Origin of the sequence: Rhizobium sp. Leaf384 (assembly GCF_001424065.1) — a bacterium.
In the GTDB taxonomy this organism is placed as follows: Bacteria; Pseudomonadota; Alphaproteobacteria; order Rhizobiales; family Rhizobiaceae; genus Ferranicluibacter.
Genome location: NZ_LMQE01000009.1, coordinates 294700 through 311845, shown reverse-complemented (window position 1 = coordinate 311845; position 17146 = coordinate 294700). Strand labels below are relative to the sequence as shown.

Below are 17146 nucleotides of genomic sequence, written 5' to 3'. Positions count from 1 at the left end.
CTTGATCTGGGCGGTACCGAGCGCGCCGGCCTGGGCCGTCGTCAGACCGCCGAGCTGGGTGGAGGTCAGCACGGCGAAGTTKGCCGTGGAAAGACCGGCCAGAGCCTTGGCGCTSAGGGCCGAGATCTCGGTSGACGAGATGGTCGCCATGTCTTCGGTGGCAAAGCCCGCCAGTGCGGCAGACGACAGGGCCGAAAGCTGCGCGGTGCTGAAGGCACCGAGCTGGGTGGAGGACAGGGCACCGATCTGGGCAGACGACAGCGCTGCGACGGCGGACGTGCTCAGCACGGCAACCTGGTCGGTGGAGAGCGAGGCCACGCCATCCGTGGTCAGCGCGCTTGCCTGGGCGGAGGTGAGGACCGCCACCTGGGTGGTCGACAGGCCGTCGATCTGGGCCGTGCTCAGGGTGCGAACCTGGGCTGCGGTCAGGGCTGCGGTCTGTGCGGTCGTCAGGGCGCCGAGCTGGGTGGAGGAGAGGACGGCGAAGTTGGCCGTGGACAGGCTGGCGAGCGTCTTGGCGTTGAGCGCGGAGATCTCGGTGGAGGAGATCGTTGCGATGTCACCCGTTTCGAGACCGGCAACCGCGGTGGAGGACAGGGCCGAAAGCTGCGCGGTGCTGAAGGCATCGAGCTGGGCGGAGGACAGGGCATTGACCTGGGCAGACGACAGGGCGCCGACGCTTGCAGCGTTGAGGGCGGCGATCTTGTCGGTGGACAGGGCTGCGATGACGCTGGAGGACAGGCCGACGATGGCCTTGGAGCTGAGCGCTGCAATCTCGTCCGTGGAGAAGGCTGCCAGATCGTCGGAGGACATGGCGGCCAGCTCTTCCGAGCCGAGGTTTGCGATCTGGGTCGCATTGAGCGCGCCGATCTGGGTCGAGCTCATGGCGCCGACCTGGGCGCTCGAAAGGGCCGTGATCGTCTTGGCGCTGAGGGCTGCGACCTGATCGGTCGAGAGCGAGGCGACACCGTCGGTGCTGAGCGCGCCGATCTGGCTCGATGTCAGAACGGAGATCTGTGCCGTGGTCAGGCCGTCGATCTGGGCGGTGGAGAGAGCCTTGATCTGGGCGGTCGACAGGGCTGCGGTCTGTGCGGTCGTCAGGCCACCGAGCTGGGTGGACGTGAGGGCGGCAAAGGTTGCGGTGGAGATGCCGGCCAGCGTCTTGGCGTTGATGGCGGAGATCTCGGCAGACGAGATGGTGGCGACGTCGTCGGTGTCGAGGCCGGCGACGGCGGCCGAGGACAGGGCAGCCAGCTGGGTTGTGGTGAAGGCGTTGAGCTGGGTGGTGNAGAGAGCCTTGATCTGGGCGGTCGACAGGGCTGCGGTCTGTGCGGTCGTCAGGCCACCGAGCTGGGTGGACGTGAGGGCGGCAAAGGTTGCGGTGGAGAGGCCGGCCAGCGTCTTGGCGTTGATGGCGGAGATCTCGGCRGACGAGATGGTGGCGACGTCGTCGGTGTCGAGGCCGGCGACGGCGGCCGAGGACAGGGCAGCCAGCTGGGTTGTGGTGAAGGCGTTGAGCTGGGTGGTGCTGAGGGCACTGACCTGGGCAGACGASAGGGCCGCGACGCCGGCCGCGCTGAGAGCGGCCACCTGATCGGTGGAGAAGGAGGCGATGCCGTCGGTGGTCAGGGCGCCGATCTGTGCGGAGGTGAGCACGGCGACCTGCGCGGTGGACAGGCCGTCGATCTGGGCGGTGGACAGGACCTTGATCTGGCTGGAGGTCAGGGCACCGGTCTGCGCGGTGGTCAGGGCACCGAGCTGGGTGGAGGTCAGCACGGCGAAGTTGGCCGTGGCGATGCTGGCGAGGGTCTTGGCGCTGAGGGCCGAGATCTCGGTCGASGAGATGGTCGCCATGTCTTCGGTCGCAAGGCCTGCAACGGCGCCGGTGGACAGGGCCGCCAGCTGCTTGGTGCTGAAGGCATCAAGCTTGGTGGAGGACAGGGCACTGACCTGGGCCGACGACAGGGCAGCGACGGCAGCCGCGCTGAGGGCTGCGACCTGGTCGGTGGAGAAGGAGGCAAGGCCATCCGTGGTCAGGGCGCCGATCTGGGCGGAGGTGAGCGCACCGATCTGGGCGGTGGTCAGGCCGCTGATCTGGTCGGTGGACAGCGCCTTGATCTGGGCGGTACCGAGCGCGCCGGCCTGGGCCGTCGTCAGACCGCCGAGCTGGGTGGAGGTCAGCACGGCGAAGTTGGCCGTGGAAAGACCGGCNCTTGATCTGGGCGGTACCGAGCGCGCCGGCCTGGGCCGTCGTCAGACCGCCGAGCTGGGTGGAGGTCAGCACGGCGAAGTTKGCCGTGGAAAGACCGGCMAGAGCCTTGGCGCTSAGGGCCGAGATCTCGGTSGACGAGATGGTCGCCATGTCTTCGGTGGCAAAGCCCGCCAGTGCGGCAGACGACAGGGCGCCGAGCTGCGCGGTCGTCAGGCCGTCAAGCTGGCCGGAGGAAAGAGAGGCGACCTGCGCCGAGGTGAGAGCTGCAACCTGGCTGGACACGAGCGTCGCGAGCTTGGTGCTGTCGAGGACGGCGAGCTGGCCGGCGGTCAGGCCCGTGACGGCGGACGCCGACACCGCGCGAAGCTGCGTCGTGCTGAAAGCCGAGAGGTCGTCCGTGGTGAAGGCTGCGATCTGCTGGGATGAAAAAGCGGCAATCTGCGCCGATGTCAGTGCACCCACATCGCTGGTCGTGAACGACGCGATCGTGGACGTATTGAGGGACTGGATCTGTTTAACGCTGAGTGAAGATACAATCGAGGTCATGGGTGCGCGCCTTCATCGTTCAAAGATTAATATTCGTTCCTCTCCGATGCCTGCGGCGGAAGGCGAAGCCTCGCGTCACAGAGCCTTGGATGCGCCGGGCATCTTCAAACGATCGCCGATGCTGCTGCCTGCTCCAATGGGCTAGGCACAGGGTGGCGCTCGTTCGAGCGGAAAGAATATCTGGAAACATGGCTCGTAAGAGCCTGACGTGGGGGCGGCATCATGCATGCAGAGTAAGACCTCTGCTTCCCACACCTATGGTATCAATACATTCGAAGTCTTTGATTTTCCCCTATGGACGCCGCTAGATCCCGCGGGAGGAAATAGCACACAACCCACATCGCGATTTTTAAGCCCCACCTTCTAATTTTCAGTTAAAGCGCAGAATAAAGAAAGTGTTTAGACCTCGCTATAGTCGGTAGCTTGACAAACTTGCGCGGAGGTGGAGCTTTCATTGCGCCTGTATGCATTCTTTGGCGCAGCCTTGTCGAGAACAAGAAGACTTTCCGGGAAAGACTGTTTTACATTTATGATGCGCTGCGGCCGCAAGCTCAAGGCAAGGCAACGCCGCTAGTTGTCAAGCTCTCAGCGTCCCGAAATGCGGCCTCGAGCCCACGATCAATGTGATGTCCATGGTTATGCACAATACCTTTGCCTCAGCACACCAGTCGATGCTTGCTGTGGCGCTCGAGCGCGCACGTCAGCAGCAGCTCTCGCTTCTGGAACTCTTCCAGATCGCCGAAGAGCTGAACACCGTTCAGCAGACGGCTGCGGCTGCCAAACTTTACAGCACCTGGATTGCCTTCAACGACAACAGCCCGGTCCTGCATCTCGCCTATTTCAACTATTCCGTCACGTTGCGGGCGATGGACGACATGCCCGGCGCCATCAATGCGCTCCAGGCGAGCCTGAAGATCTCGCCGCAGATGGGGCAGGCCCGCATCAATCTCGGCCGCACCTATGAAGACAGCGGCCTGAACGCGCAGGCCGTTCAGCAATGGCAGCAATATGTCGCTGCGACGCAGGAGATCACGCCGGAAAAGATCGGTTACCGCCTGATGGCGCTCCAGCACATCGGCCGCGTCATGGAGAGCGTCGGACTTCTGGAGGATGCGGAAGCCATTCTCTGGCAGGCGGTTGAACTGCGGCCGGACCGTACGGAGGCTGCGCAGCACTGGCTGTCGACCCGCCAGCACCAGTGCAAATGGCCGATCCTCACGCCCTCGGAATATGTGACGAACCGGCAGCTCCTGGAAGCGTTTTCGCCGCTCCCCCTCGCCTGCTACACGGACGACCCGATTTTCCAGATGGCGAAGGCCTATCGCTACAACAAGCATCTCGTCGGTCGCGTCCACGCCCGCGATATTCTGAAACCATCTCCGCGCCAGAAATCCGGCACGGCCGAGCGGCTTCGGATCGGCTACGTCTCGTCCGACCTGCGCGACCATGCCGTCGGCTTCGCGCTGAGCGAAGTGCTTGAGCTGCACGACAAGGAACGCGTCGAGGTGTTCGCCTACTACTGCGGCGAGGCGCGCACCGGCGACGCGACACAGACCCGTATCCAGGCAGCCGTCGATCACTGGCACGATATCGGGGCCCTGAGCGACCTCGATGCCGCCAAGCAGATCTGTGCCGACGGCATCGATATTCTGGTGGATGTCAACGGCTATACCAAGCACGCACGCACCAAGATCTTCGCCTACCGCCCCGCCCCGGTCATCGTCAATTTCTGCGGGTATCCCGGAACCATGGCGAGCCCCGTTCATCAATACATCATCGCCGACGAGCAGATCATCCCGCCGCAGAACGAACTCTACTACACCGAAAAAGTGCTGCGCATCCCCTGCAACCAGCCGGTGGACCGCAAGCGCAAGATCGCGGCGCGCCCGACGCGGCAGGAGGCCGGACTTCCGGACGATGCCTTCGTGTTTGCCTGCTTCAACGGCTCCCAGAAGACAACGGCGGCCTGTTTCTCGCGCTGGATGACGATCCTCCTGGCCGTACCCGGAAGCGTTCTCTGGCTTCTCGGCGCTTCGGAGCCGGTCAACCAGCGGCTCCGCCAGCTTGCGATCGACCACGGCGTGGATGCGGATCGCCTGATCTTCGCGCCCAAGGCTCCCAACGCCTTTCACCTGGCCCGCATCGGCGTGGCCGATCTTTTCCTCGACACATTCCCCTATGGCGCCCATTCCACGGCGGCCGACGCGGTCACGATGGGCCTGCCGGTGCTCACGCTCCGCGGCAAGGGTTTCGCCTCGCGCTTCTGCAGCAGCATTCTCCACGCCGCCGGCATCCCGGAGATGATCTGCGAAACGCCGGATGCCTATGTCGCCAAGGCGATCGGCTATGCGCACAATCGCGAGAGCCTGTCGAGCGTCCGTCAATCGCTGCAAGCGCAGCGAGAAACCTGCGCCCTGCGCGATATCCCGGCTCTCGTCGCCCGTCTGGAGACGCTGTACTGGCAGATGCAGGGCGAGGCCGAGCGCGGCGAAATCCCGGTCCCGCGCCTCGACAATCTCGACATCTACTACGAAGTCGGCGTCGAGTTTCTGTCCGAGCCGATCGAGTTCGAGACCGAGGCGAGCTACCGGGAGCGCTATCGCCAGGAACTTGCGCAGCGGAACGCCTATGCCCCGGTTGCGCGGGATACCCGGTTCTGGACCGAAACCGACTGACAGGCCGTCCGTCCGGGGGGACGGATGACGGAAGGTGCGCTCCGGCGATCACGCCGCAGCCGACAATTGATGATATCGACGAGAGGGCAATGACATGAACCCCGTGATTTTGGTCACCTTTGCCGGCCGCCAGCAGCGGATGGAGATCCTGACCCAGTACATCCGCAAGGCGCTGGATGCGGGCATCATCGACGAATGGCACATCTGGGATTTTACCCGCTCGGCCGACGATCGGGCCTGGGTCACCAAGGAATTCGGACCGGTCCGCTTCATGGGGCCGAATGCGTCCTACCAGCAGAAGGGGTCGGTCAGCCGCCAGTCCTCGTTCCGCACGACGGCAAAGATCCAGAGCGACCTGCACATCGCAATCATTCCCCACGACAAGACAAGCGATTCCTACGAACTCGTCGTCGGCGGCTGGAACAACACGCATTCCGCGCTCCGTCGCATCACGGAGCGGGACCTCACGAGCTTCACGCGCGACACCCATCCCCTGCTCTGGACCCGATCGACGCCCGGCGTGCTGTCGCCGGGTCTCGCCAACCATGTCGTTCTCAGCCTCGATCCCGCCGGCGTTCCCACGCTACACGTCAACGGCGTCATGGTCGGGTCGTGGCCGGATATCCAGCTGCCGGGCGGTGCCTCGATCATGGTGCGCGGCGGCTGGGGCTCCGATCTCGAACTCTGCGACGTGCAGAGCCCGGTCCGCCGCTATGTCGGCAACGAAAACGAGACGACGCCGTACTGGCAGGCCTACAGCTACTATACCAAGCGACTGACGGAATTTTCTGACGCCGTCTTCCTGAAATGCGACGACGACGTCGTTTATCTCGATCTCGACAATCTCAGCAAGTTCATCGCCTTCCGCCGCGACAATCCGCATTATTTCATCGTCTCCGCCAATGTCGTCAACAATGGCGTCTGCGCCTACTGGCAGCAGGAAGCCGGGTCCCTCCCCGCCACGCTCGGCCGCTTCGAGCGTCCGCCGGGCGGTTTTGGTGGAAGCCTGTGGCAGAGCGCGGAGCGCGCGATGCAGCTTCACGAATACTTCCTCAGCAAAACGGAAAAATCCTTGCCGTTGCCCAGCGCCGTCATCGACTGGCAGGAGCGGCAGTCGATCAATTTCATCGCGTGGCTGGGCCGGGATCTCGTGCACATGGCGCTGCCGAAATGCGATGATGAATATGCCTTGACCGTCGATCTGCCGAATTATCTGAACCGCCCCACGGCCATCTATTCCGACTTCACCGTCAGCCATCTGAGCTTCGGACCCCAGGAGAACGGCCTTGCGCTCGATCGCTTGATCGATGGATACGACGCCTTGATGCGGAGCAACCTGGCGGCGGCCTGATCACGCGATATGTCTTTGCCGGAGCGGCACGGACCAAGAACGAAAAAAACGAGGACACGACATGGGCGGGAACGGGAAAATTGCAATCGTCGGCGCCGGCCTTTCAGGCGCCGTCATCGGGCGGGAACTGGCGCTCGCGGGTTACCGCGTCGAGATCTTCGACGTTCGCGACCATATCGCCGGAAACTGCTACAGCGAGCGCGATGCGGATACCGGCGTCATGGTGCATGTCTATGGCCCGCACATCTTCCATACGGATGACGAAGAGGTCTGGACCTACGTCAACCGCTTTCAGACGTTCATGCCCTACAAGAACCGGGTGAAGACGACGGTCGACGAGCAGGTGTTTTCCCTGCCGGTCAACCTGCACACCATTAACCAGTTTTTCGGCAAGACGTTTCGGCCCGACGAGGCCCGCGCCTTCATTGAGGAGAGGGCCGACAAGACCATTTCCGATCCGCAGACCTTCGAAGAGCAGGCCCTGCGGTTCGTCGGTCGCGAACTCTACGAGGCGTTCTTCAAGGGTTATACCGAGAAACAGTGGGGCTGCTCGCCCACGCAGTTGCCGGCCTCCATCCTCAAGCGCCTTCCGGTGCGCTTCAACTACGACGACAATTACTTTTTCCATCGGTTTCAGGGCATGCCGGAAAACGGCTACACCGACATGGTGGCCGGCATCCTCGATCACCCCGGCATCACCGTTCGACTGGGGACCCGCTTCGACAAGGCGCAGAACGAGGCTTATGACCATGTCTTCTATTCGGGCCCTCTCGACGGCTACTTCAACTACGAGATGGGCCGGCTGGGATATCGGACGCTCGACTTCGAGCGCTTTACCTACGAGGGCGACTATCAGGGCTGTGCGGTCATGAATTATGGCGACGCGGAGGTGCCTTACACCCGCATCACCGAGCACAAGCACTTTTCGCCGTGGGAGAGCCCGAAGGGATCGGTCTGCTATCGCGAATTCTCACGTCTTTGCGGCGAAGACGACGTCCCCTTCTACCCGATCCGGCTGGTCGAGGAGAAGCAGTTGCTCGCCTCGTATATCGAGCGGGCCGAAGCGGAAACCGCCGTCACCTTTGTCGGTCGCCTCGGCACCTATCGGTATCTCGATATGGACGTGACGATCCGGGAAGCTCTGGACACGGCGGCACTCTACCTGAAGAACACCGCTGAAAACGCGCCGGTCCCCGCCTTCCTGCATTCCCCGCTCTGAGACGACGGGCTTCGGCAACGCCGATCGGGCCGTTGCCGTGGGATCGGCGGGCAGTCAGGCGCGGCCTTCGACCGCGTCTGCGGGATGGTCCTGCTCGAGGAGCTTCGGCACCCAGAGGCAGACCGGAACGATCAGGATCGTCATCAGGAACATCACCAGGAAGGTAACGTGAAGCGCTGCCTGCAGCGCCATGCGGACGGGCGTCACGTCGATGGCGGCAGCCGCCGTTCCGTCCAGCAGGCCGCGCAACTGCTCGGGCGTGATCGCCCCCATGCCGCCGGCATGGGCAAGGCCGTAGCTGAGGACGGCACCGAGTATCGAGGCGCCAAGCGTGCTGCCGAGATTGCGCGAGAACACGTTGGAGGCCGTGGCACTGCCGCGTTGCGACCAGCCGACGCTCTCCTGGGTGATGACCAGCGCGCAAATGTTGAGCAGGCCCATGCCGATACCCATGACCAGCGAGCCTGCACCAGCCTGTGCCGGCGAACTGTCGGGCGTGAGCAGCACGAGCATGAAGGCGCCGACCGGAATGACGAGGCTCGCAACGACCATGATCGGACGGAGCCCGAAGCGGGGGAACATGCGCGACGCGAAGGTCGCGCCGGCCGGCCAACCGATCAAAAGCATCGTCAATGCAAAGCCTGCGACGAGCGGCGACCGATCGAGCACCGTCTGGACATACATGGGCAGGAACGTCGTCAGCCCCATGATGGCCATGCTGGCAAAGAAGATGGCGATGTTGGAGGCCGCGATGGGCCGGCGCAGCCAGAGATCGGGCGCGACCATCGGGGCTTCCGCACGACGCTCCTGCCAGAGAAACAGGCCGAGGCTGGCGACGAACACCAGCACCGCAACAATGGTGTAGACCGGCGTCGCGGCCTCCACCTCGGTCAGGGCCACCATCAACGCGGAGATGGAAACGGCAAAGAGGACGGCACCAAGGATGTCGATCGATGCCGTGCGCGTCTGCTTTTCCTCGTGCAGAAAGCGCATGAAGCCGAAGGCGGCCAGGATGCCGACGGGGATGTTGATCCAGAAGACCCAAGCCCAAGGCAAGGCGTGGATGATGAAGCTGCCGAGCAGCGGACCGACCACTGCCGACAACGCCCACACGCTTGCCAGATAGCCCTGAACCTTGCCGCGCTCGCGACCGGGAAACAGATCGCCGACGATCGTCATGGCGACCGGCTGGATGGCGCCGGCGCCGACGCCCTGGAGCAGACGGAAGGCGATCATCGACGGCATGGACCAGGCAAAGCCCGCAAGCAGCGAGGACAGCAGGAACACAGCGATGCCGAACAGCACGATCGGCTTGCGGCCGTAGATATCCGACAGCTTGCCGAAGACGACGGTGGTGGCTGTCTGCGTCAGCAGAAAGGAAGAGAAGACCCAGCTGTAGAGATTGAGCTGACCCAGCTGCGCGGCAATCTGCGGCATGGCGGTCGAGACGATTGTCGCCTCGATCGCAATCATCGCCATGCTGGCCATGATTGCAGCAACGACGAGGCCGCGATGAACCCGTTTTTCACTCATCAATCGGTTCCGGAGCGCCTCCGGGGGCGCAATGGGAGAAACTCGGCGGTCGGACGGCCGTCAGTCGCGCGATGCATGCGCGCGGATGTCGAGGGAACATGCCAGCGCGGCGTCGGTCGGGATCGGATCCCGCAGCCTTGAACTGGACCTGTTACCCCCGGCGGTCAAGGCCGATAGTCTGTAAAACTTACGGTTTTCGCACGCGACGGGACCATGCTGCGCTTGGACGTCGCTTCCCATGGCCGGACCGCATCAGGCTCAAGCAAGCCAAAGCCGATACCCGATGAAGCAACCGTCGCGTCCACGGGCTCTTTGATCGTGCGCGTCCGGAAGATGGCTTTGCCTGTTGGCAGGCAGATTGGGCACCGAGCGACCGTGTGCCCGTCGAACGGGGATCGATGCTATGACGACAATTGCTTCCGGCCTGAGCGTCACGCAGATCCGATCCCTGTCTGCGCCCGCGGTTGCCGCCTGGACCACGGAGGATGTCAGCTCCCTTTCAACGCTGCAGATCAGAGCGCTCTCCTCCACCCAGATCGCGGCGCTCGACGTCGAGGACGTCGAGGTGCTCAGCACCGAGCAACTGAATGCGATCTCCCGCGCGGCCATCGTCGGTCTGACGCTCGATCAGTTGAGCGTTCTGCACAAGGCGGGCATCGAAGCGCTCTCTTCGACCCAGGTGAGCGGCATGTCCACGGCGCAGATCGGCGCACTGACGGCAGATCAGGCAGAGGCCCTGACGCCCGCCCAGATCAAGGCGCTGACCAGCGATCAGCTGGCGGCCCTCAGCCCGGAAGATCTGGCGACCTTTTCGACGGCCGATATCAATGCGATCTCGAGTTCCGCCATCCGGGGACTGCAGCTGAATGTGCTTTCTTCACTCACGACAGACCAGATTTCCGCGCTGAACACGGGTGCCGTCGCCAGTCTGTCAACCGATCAGATCACGGCCCTGACCCGGGACCAGGTCGAGGCGCTGACCTCGTCACAGGTTTCGGCCCTCGGATCCCTCCAGATCGCCGCGCTCGAAGCCGAGGACATCGCCGTCTTGTCGCTCGACGACATCGGCGCCATCACCACACGGGCCGTTACCGGTCTTCAGATTGCAAGGCTGTCCGACGAGCAGCTGTCCGCCCTGTCCTCCGGCCAGGCCGGCGCGCTCAGCGGTACGCAGCTGGCGACGCTCGGCACGGCGCAGGTCGCAGCCCTCTCGACGATCCAGATCAACGCTCTGGCATCCCGGTCTCTCGCATCGCTGGCGCCGTCTCAGGTTGCCGCCCTTGGCAAGGACCAGCTCGCCGCCCTCTCCTCTCTGCAGGTGAAGGCCCTAAGCTCGACGCAGCTTGCCGCTCTCTCCTCCGATGGGATCGGCGCTCTGTCGACGACGGCGATGTCTGTCCTGACCGGCCAGGCCTTTGGTGGTGTTCGTCCCGACGCGATCGCCGGACTGACCACCGCTCAGGTTGCCGCGCTCGGTACAAGCGTCATCAGCGCGCTCACCAGTGCGCAGATCGGCGCGCTGAACGATGCGCAGCTGACGGCCCTGACGCCTGTGCAGGTCAAGGCGCTCGGGACGGCCCAGCTTGCTGCGCTCGATGCCGGCGACATTGCCAATTTCTCCACGACCGACATCGCCGCCATTAACGGAAAGGCTGTGCAGGGCTTGAGCACCGCTGTCGTGGCCGCCCTGTCTGCGGCCCAGCTCGTGGCGCTCAGCACGGCAACCGTCGCCGTCCTGACGAGCACGCAGGTCAACGCCCTGACCACCGATCACCTCGCTGCCCTGCTGCCATCGCAAGTTGCCGCTCTCGGCGCCGCGCAGATCACCGGCTGGGGGATCAACCAGTTCGCCGCCCTTTCCACCGCTCAGATCGCCAAGCTCGGCTCTCAGGCACTCGGAAGCCTGACCACGCAGCAGATCGGAAGCTTGAGCACCGAGCAGACGGCCGTCCTGACGTCGAGCCAGACCCGGGCGCTGACATCGACCCAGATTGCAGCGCTCAGCGAAAGCGCGCTGTCTTCTTTTTCGACGGCAGCTTTGGCCGGCCTTTCGACATCCGCGATCAAGGGTCTTCGCGCCGATGCCATCGGCGTTCTGTCCACCGCCCAGATCGCCGCCCTGACCTCGAGCCAGACCACCGCCCTGACGACGCAACAGATGGCGGCGTTGAGCACGGAGCAGGTGGAGGCCCTCACCTCCGTCCAGGTGCGCGCACTCTCTGCGGCACAGCTCGCCGTGCTCAGCACGGCGGCGGTCCAGACCTTCTCCACCGATGATATGGCCGCCCTGACCAACAGGGCGATTGCGGGTCTTCAGACCGACACGCTCGCCGCGCTTTCCGCTGCACAGATCGCTGCTTTCAGCACCAGCGTCGTCGCGAGCCTGAACACGTCCCAGATCGACGCCCTGCAGACCGAGCAGGTCGCCGCCCTCTCGACGGACCAGCTGAGGGCTCTGACCGCGCTCCAGCTTTCCGCACTGGGTGCGGACGATCTTGCCGCCATATCGACGGACGTTATCGGCGCAATCTCCAAATCGGCACTGTCCGGGCTGACGGCGGAGGTGGCCGCAACGCTCTCGACCGGCCAGATCGCAGCCCTGACGACCGCCCAGATATCCGGCCTGACGAAGACCCAGCTGGCTGCGATGAGCACCGCGCAGATCGAATCCCTGTCACCGTCGCAGATGGCCGCGCTCAATGCCGTTCAGCTTTCGGGCCTCGGCGAAGAGTCGCTCGCCACCTTCTCGGCGGACGATGTCGCCGCAATCACCACCTCCGCCGTCCAGGGGCTCAACCTTGCGGCCCTGACGACCAGCCAGATCGCGGCGTTGACCACCTCACAGATCGCAGCTCTGCGTGCGACACAGGTTGCCGCCTTGTCGTCCGAGCAGATCGGCGTGCTTTCGACCGCGCAGGTGGCCGCGCTCGGCACGAGCACCGTCCCCGTCCTGACCACGGGCCAGATCGTCGCGTTGAGCACGGCGCAGCTGGCGGCCCTGAGCACCGGGCAAGTCGTGCAGCTGACCGCGCAGCAGGTCGGCGCACTCGATGCCGGCGATCTCGCAGCCTTCTCGACAGCCAAGATCGCCGCGCTCGGCGGTCGCGCCATTCCCGGACTCGGTGCCGATGTCATCGCCTCGCTCGGCACGGCGCAGATCGCCGCCTTGGGTACGGCGGCCATCACCAGTTTGACCGCAGCCCAGGTCGGAGCGCTCGGCACGGCACAGGTCGAGGCGCTGTCGGTCACGCAGATCCGTGCCTTGACGGCCGGACAGCTCGCCGCACTCGGACCCCAAGATCTTGCGACGTTCTCGACGGCAGACATGGCCGCCATCAGCCCCGCGGGCATCTCCGGTCTCGGCGGCGACGTGATGGAAGGCCTGACCACGGCCCAGATCCGCGCCTTGACGGCGGATGCCGTGGCGAAGCTGACGATCTCGCAACTGGCGGCCATGGGGTCTGGCCAGTTCGCGGCGCTGTCCGTGTCCCAAGTCAAGATCTTGAGCGCTGCGCAGATGGGCGCCCTCGAGGTCGAGGACATCGCGGCTTTCCCGACCGCCAACATCGCGGCGCTCGGAAGCCAGGCGCTGTCAGGCCTCGGTCGGGATGTCGTTGCTGCCCTGTCCACCCAGCAGATCGCCGCGCTCGGCACGGCAGCGCTGCCCGGACTGTCGACGGCACAGGCGTCCGCGCTGTCCACCGCGCAGCTGGCCGCTCTTTCCCCGTCCCAGATCCTGCAGCTGACGCCGGGCCAGGTCGCCGCGCTCTCGACGAAGATCTCGGCCTTCTCCACGGGTCAGGTTGCCGTGATCACGACCGCGGCCGTGAGTGCGCTGAGCGCCGATCAGGTTGCCGCGCTGACCGATGCGCAGATGGCCGCCCTGACCTCGGCCCAGCTCGGCGCGCTGACGTCGCAGCAGATGAGCGGCCTCACTACAGCAGATCTTCGTGCGCTTGCCGCGCAACGCATCGCCTCCCTCAGCAGCAGCGCGATCGGCGGGCTGTCGAATGCGCAGGTCATGGCCCTCGGGACGGATCAGCTCGTCAATCTGACGACACGTCAAGTTGCCGCACTCGGTTCCGCCCAGATCGGCGCTCTCACCACGTCCGGCGTCTCGGTTCTTTCCACCGCCCAGATCGCGGCCCTTTCCAGCACGGCGGTTGCGGGCTTTACCTCGCAGCAGATGTCCGTGCTGACGTCGGCCCAGGCGGAGGCGCTGACCAGTGCCCAGGTTGGCTATCTCACCTCCCGGCAGGTGTCGGTCCTTCCGTCGGTCGGCCTCTCGACGTTCTCCACCAAGGACATCGCCGCCATCACGTCGGACGCGATCGCCGGCCTGACGACGGACAGCCTTGCCGCGCTTTCGACCGACCAGATGGCCGCTCTGAGCGCATCGGGTATCCGTGGCATGACCACCCGCCAGCTGGCGACGCTGCGGACGGACCAGGTGGAAGCTCTGACCCGCATTCAGATCGCGGCACTGAACTCCGCCCAGCTGGCGGCCCTTTCGTCCGATGCGCTGGCGACGTTCTCGACACGCGAAATGGCCGCGATCGATCCCGCAGCCGTCGTCGGTCTGTCCACGGACACGATGGCGTCGCTGACCACCGACAAGATCGCTGCGCTCAGCACGGCGGCCGTGGCAGCGCTCGGCTCGCGCCAGGTCGACGCTCTGGGCAGTGACCAGATCGCGGCATTGACGCGGTCGCAGTTGGGTGCCCTGACGGCCCGGCAGACGGCGGTCCTCGGCGCCGGCGATATCCAGGCCATTGCGGCGGGCAACCTCGGCGCTCTCTCGTCCGACGCAATGTCGGGCCTGAACCCGCAGGCGATCGCCGCTCTTTCCAGCGATCAGATCGCCGCGATCAGCCTTGCCGGAATCAGCGGCCTCAGCACCTTGTTGATTGCGCATCTGAGCAGCACCCAGGTGCAGGCGATGGGCACCGCACAGATCGCAGCCTTGAGTTCGCGGCAGGTTGCCGTTCTCGCCACGAGCGATGTCGCGACGCTGACAACGACGCAGATTGCCGCGCTCAGCGGCGGCGGCGTCGCCGGATTGACGAGCCCGCAGATCGGCGCTCTCAGCGCGGATCAAGCCGAGGCCTTGAACGGGGTGCAGATCGCCGCTCTTGGCTCGAGGCAGCTGGCGGCACTCGCATCGAGCGGTCTCGCCCGCTTCAGTCTTACCGATATCGCGGCCATCTCGCCAAGCGCCGTTGCGGGTCTTGCCACCGCTTCGCTTGTCACGCTGACGGGCGAGCAAATTGCAGCGTTCAGCCCAAGCACCATCGCCAGCCTTGGCAGCGCGCAGGTCGCGGCGCTGTCGAACGACCAGTTGGAGGCCCTGACGACCGCGCAACTTGCGGCCCTCGGCTCGCGGCAGGTCGCTGCGCTTACGACGGCCTCGGTTGCCGTTCTTGCGCCGCACCAGATCGCGGCTCTCAGTCCCGACGGGATGACGGGGCTGAGCAGCGCGCAGATCGCCGCCCTGAGCGCAGAGCAGACGGCAGCCTTTACGCCGACGCAGGTCGCCGCACTCGGCTCGGCCCAGGTCGCGGCCTTAGCTCTTGAAGATCTCCACGGGTTTTCGACCGCGGATATGGCAGCCCTTGGATCGGCTGCGATGTCCGGCCTCTCCTCCACCGCGATCGCGTCGCTTTCCAACGAGCAGGTCTCGGCGCTCAGCCCCGCCGGCGTGTCTGGGCTGACGACGGGCCAGATCGCATCGCTGCAGGGTTCCCAGATCGAAGTGCTGACGACGGCGCAGATCGCGGCGCTTTCGTCCAAACAGGTTGCAGCGCTCGGAACCGAAGACATTGCCTTCCTGTCGGCGATCCAGCTGAGCGCGTTTTCGACGAGCGGGATCGCGGGGCTTCCTGTGGCTCTGCTCACGGGCTTCAGCGAAAACCAGATCCTGGCTCTGACGCCGGCCCAGATCGGCAGTCTCTCTTCCCGTCAGCTGGCGGCCCTCGGCACCGAAGCCCTCGACACTCTCGGTACGGCACAGATCGCGGCCATCGGCTCCCAAGCAATGGCGGGTCTCTCCACGGCGGCGATCGCGTCACTTTCAACACGCCAGATTGCAGCCCTCAGCACGGCCGGCATTTCCGGTCTCGCTACCGCGCAAATCGCAGCGCTCGGTGTCGAACAGGCGGAGGCTCTGACCGGTGCGCAGATTGCGGTTCTCAACGCCGCGCAGCTGGCCGCCCTCGGTCAGGATGATATCGACAGTTTCAGCACCGGCGACATCGCCTCCATCAGTTCGACAGCCGTCTCGGGTCTGTCGTCATCCATGCTTGCCACACTTACCCCGCAGCAGATCGCCGCCTTGAGCACAGGCGGCATTTCGGGGCTCGGCACCCAGCAGATCGCGGCGCTGACGTCCGGCCAAATCGAGGCGCTGAGCCTCGCGCAGGTCGGCGCCCTGACATCAAGCCAGGTCGGCGCGCTGAAGACCGCGGACATATCGGGCCTGTCCGATGGTCAGTTCGGTGCACTGAGCACAAAGGGCCTCGCGGGTCTCGGCAGCAGCCACGCCGGCGCGCTGAGCCCGGCGCAGATGCAGCTCCTGTCGACCGCGCAGATCGCTGCCTTGAGCGCGGATGCGCTCTCGGGACTGACGGCCGACAGCTTGGAGACACTCAAGCCCGGCAAGATCGCGGCGCTGGCATCCACCGCCGTGAAGGGCCTGCCGACGACATTCGTTGCGGCCCTCACCCTCTCGGAAATCGCCGCGCTGGGGACGGGAACCATCGCCGGGCTGACGAGCACGCAGCTCGGCGCCCTCAGCACCGAACAGGTGGACATGCTGACCAGCAGCCAGATTGCTGCCCTTAGCCAGAGCGGCCTTTCGGGCCTGAGCACCACGCAACTGGCAACCTTCTCCACCCAGGAGGTCGCGGCGATTGCTCCGACGTCCATCAAGGGACTGAGCACCGCCTTCGTCGCCACCTTGTCGTCGGGCGCCATCGCGGCACTGACGACCGGCCAGGTCGCAGCGCTTGGCTACAGCCAGGTCACTGCGCTGACCCCGGCGCAGATCGGCATGCTCTCGACGTCGCAGATCAGTGCGTTCGGCCTGATGCAGGCGGCGGCGCTCGGCCCGGACGATCTTCTCCAGCTTTCGCCCGAACACATTATCGCGCTCGGCAGCAGCGCGATCTCCGGCTTGAGCACGCGTGCGATCGCCGGCTTGACGGTCGCGCAAGCGGAGGCTTTCACCCCCGGCCAGATCGATGGCATGACGCCGGCCCAGCTGCAGGCCCTGACCGACGTGGCCATCAACGCGCAGCCGGCCCCTGCCGGCTCCAGCGCCCGGCTTGCTTCGGCTTCCGCCGCGACGAGCACGTCGATCGACCTAGCGGCGACGTCCGTTGCGCCCGGCGACGACAGCGCGTCGCTGATTATGTCGATGCTGAGCATCTGATCGGCAGCCGTTCCGAGAGGGCCAGGCAGTGTGTCCGAAAGACGGCACTGCCTGAGCCGTCTCGGGACGGATGTCGATGTTATCCCCATCGGCTTTACCGCGGGATCGCCGCAACGCGGCCTTCACCGTTTCGAGCGTCTCATGCCGGGGCCGACGGCGACGCATGCCGTTCGACCCTTCC

At 65.0% G+C, this 17146-nt stretch carries 5 protein-coding genes and 1 pseudogene; 4 read left to right on the top strand and 2 right to left on the bottom strand.

The annotated features are described in order from the left end of the window. Window positions 1-2212: 2212 nt before the first annotated feature. Window positions 2213-2758, bottom strand: a pseudogene (locus ASG25_RS23280) (hypothetical protein); the annotation flags it as partial. A gap of 632 nt (window positions 2759-3390) precedes the next feature. On the opposite strand from ASG25_RS23280, the gene ASG25_RS20725 reads away from it, so the two are divergent. The 3 genes from ASG25_RS20725 to glf all read left to right on the top strand — a co-directional run bounded on the left by ASG25_RS20725 (window position 3391) and on the right by glf (window position 8003). Then, on the top strand, window positions 3391-5433 hold the full coding sequence (locus ASG25_RS20725) for a glycosyl transferase (protein ID WP_062478942.1): 2043 nt from the start codon (window positions 3391-3393) through the stop codon (window positions 5431-5433). A gap of 94 nt (window positions 5434-5527) precedes the next feature. Continuing rightward, window positions 5528-6784: a hypothetical protein gene (locus ASG25_RS20720; protein ID WP_062478815.1), complete on the top strand. Its 1257-nt coding sequence runs from the start codon at window positions 5528-5530 to the stop codon at window positions 6782-6784. 61 nt (window positions 6785-6845) lie between these two features. Continuing rightward, window positions 6846-8003, top strand: a complete 1158-nt coding sequence (gene glf / locus ASG25_RS20715) for a UDP-galactopyranose mutase (RefSeq protein WP_062478812.1) — start codon at window positions 6846-6848, stop codon at window positions 8001-8003. Window positions 8004-8057: 54 nt separating this feature from the next. Here the strand turns inward: glf and ASG25_RS20710 are convergent, their stop codons facing one another. After that, window positions 8058-9536, bottom strand: coding sequence for an MDR family MFS transporter (locus tag ASG25_RS20710; protein WP_062478809.1), 1479 nt, complete (start codon window positions 9534-9536; stop codon window positions 8058-8060). Between the two features lie 403 nt (window positions 9537-9939). Here ASG25_RS20710 and ASG25_RS20705 point away from each other — a divergent pair, with 403 nt between their 5' ends. After that, window positions 9940-16965 carry a hypothetical protein gene (locus ASG25_RS20705; protein ID WP_062478807.1) on the top strand — a complete coding sequence of 2342 codons (7026 nt, stop codon included), beginning with the start codon at window positions 9940-9942 and terminating at the stop codon, window positions 16963-16965. Window positions 16966-17146 lie beyond the last annotated feature (181 nt).

What these genes read in the sequence shown, in the direction of transcription:
- ASG25_RS20710 (WP_062478809.1), bottom strand. Translation starts at nt 9,536, where the DNA reads ATGAGTGAAAAACGGGTTCATCGCGGCCTCGTCGTTGCTGCAATCATG.
- glf (WP_062478812.1), top strand. Translation starts at nt 6,846, where the DNA reads ATGGGCGGGAACGGGAAAATTGCAATCGTCGGCGCCGGCCTTTCAGGC.
- ASG25_RS20705 (WP_062478807.1), top strand. Translation starts at nt 9,940, where the DNA reads ATGACGACAATTGCTTCCGGCCTGAGCGTCACGCAGATCCGATCCCTG.
- ASG25_RS20725 (WP_062478942.1), top strand. Translation starts at nt 3,391, where the DNA reads ATGGTTATGCACAATACCTTTGCCTCAGCACACCAGTCGATGCTTGCT.
- ASG25_RS20720 (WP_062478815.1), top strand. Translation starts at nt 5,528, where the DNA reads ATGAACCCCGTGATTTTGGTCACCTTTGCCGGCCGCCAGCAGCGGATG.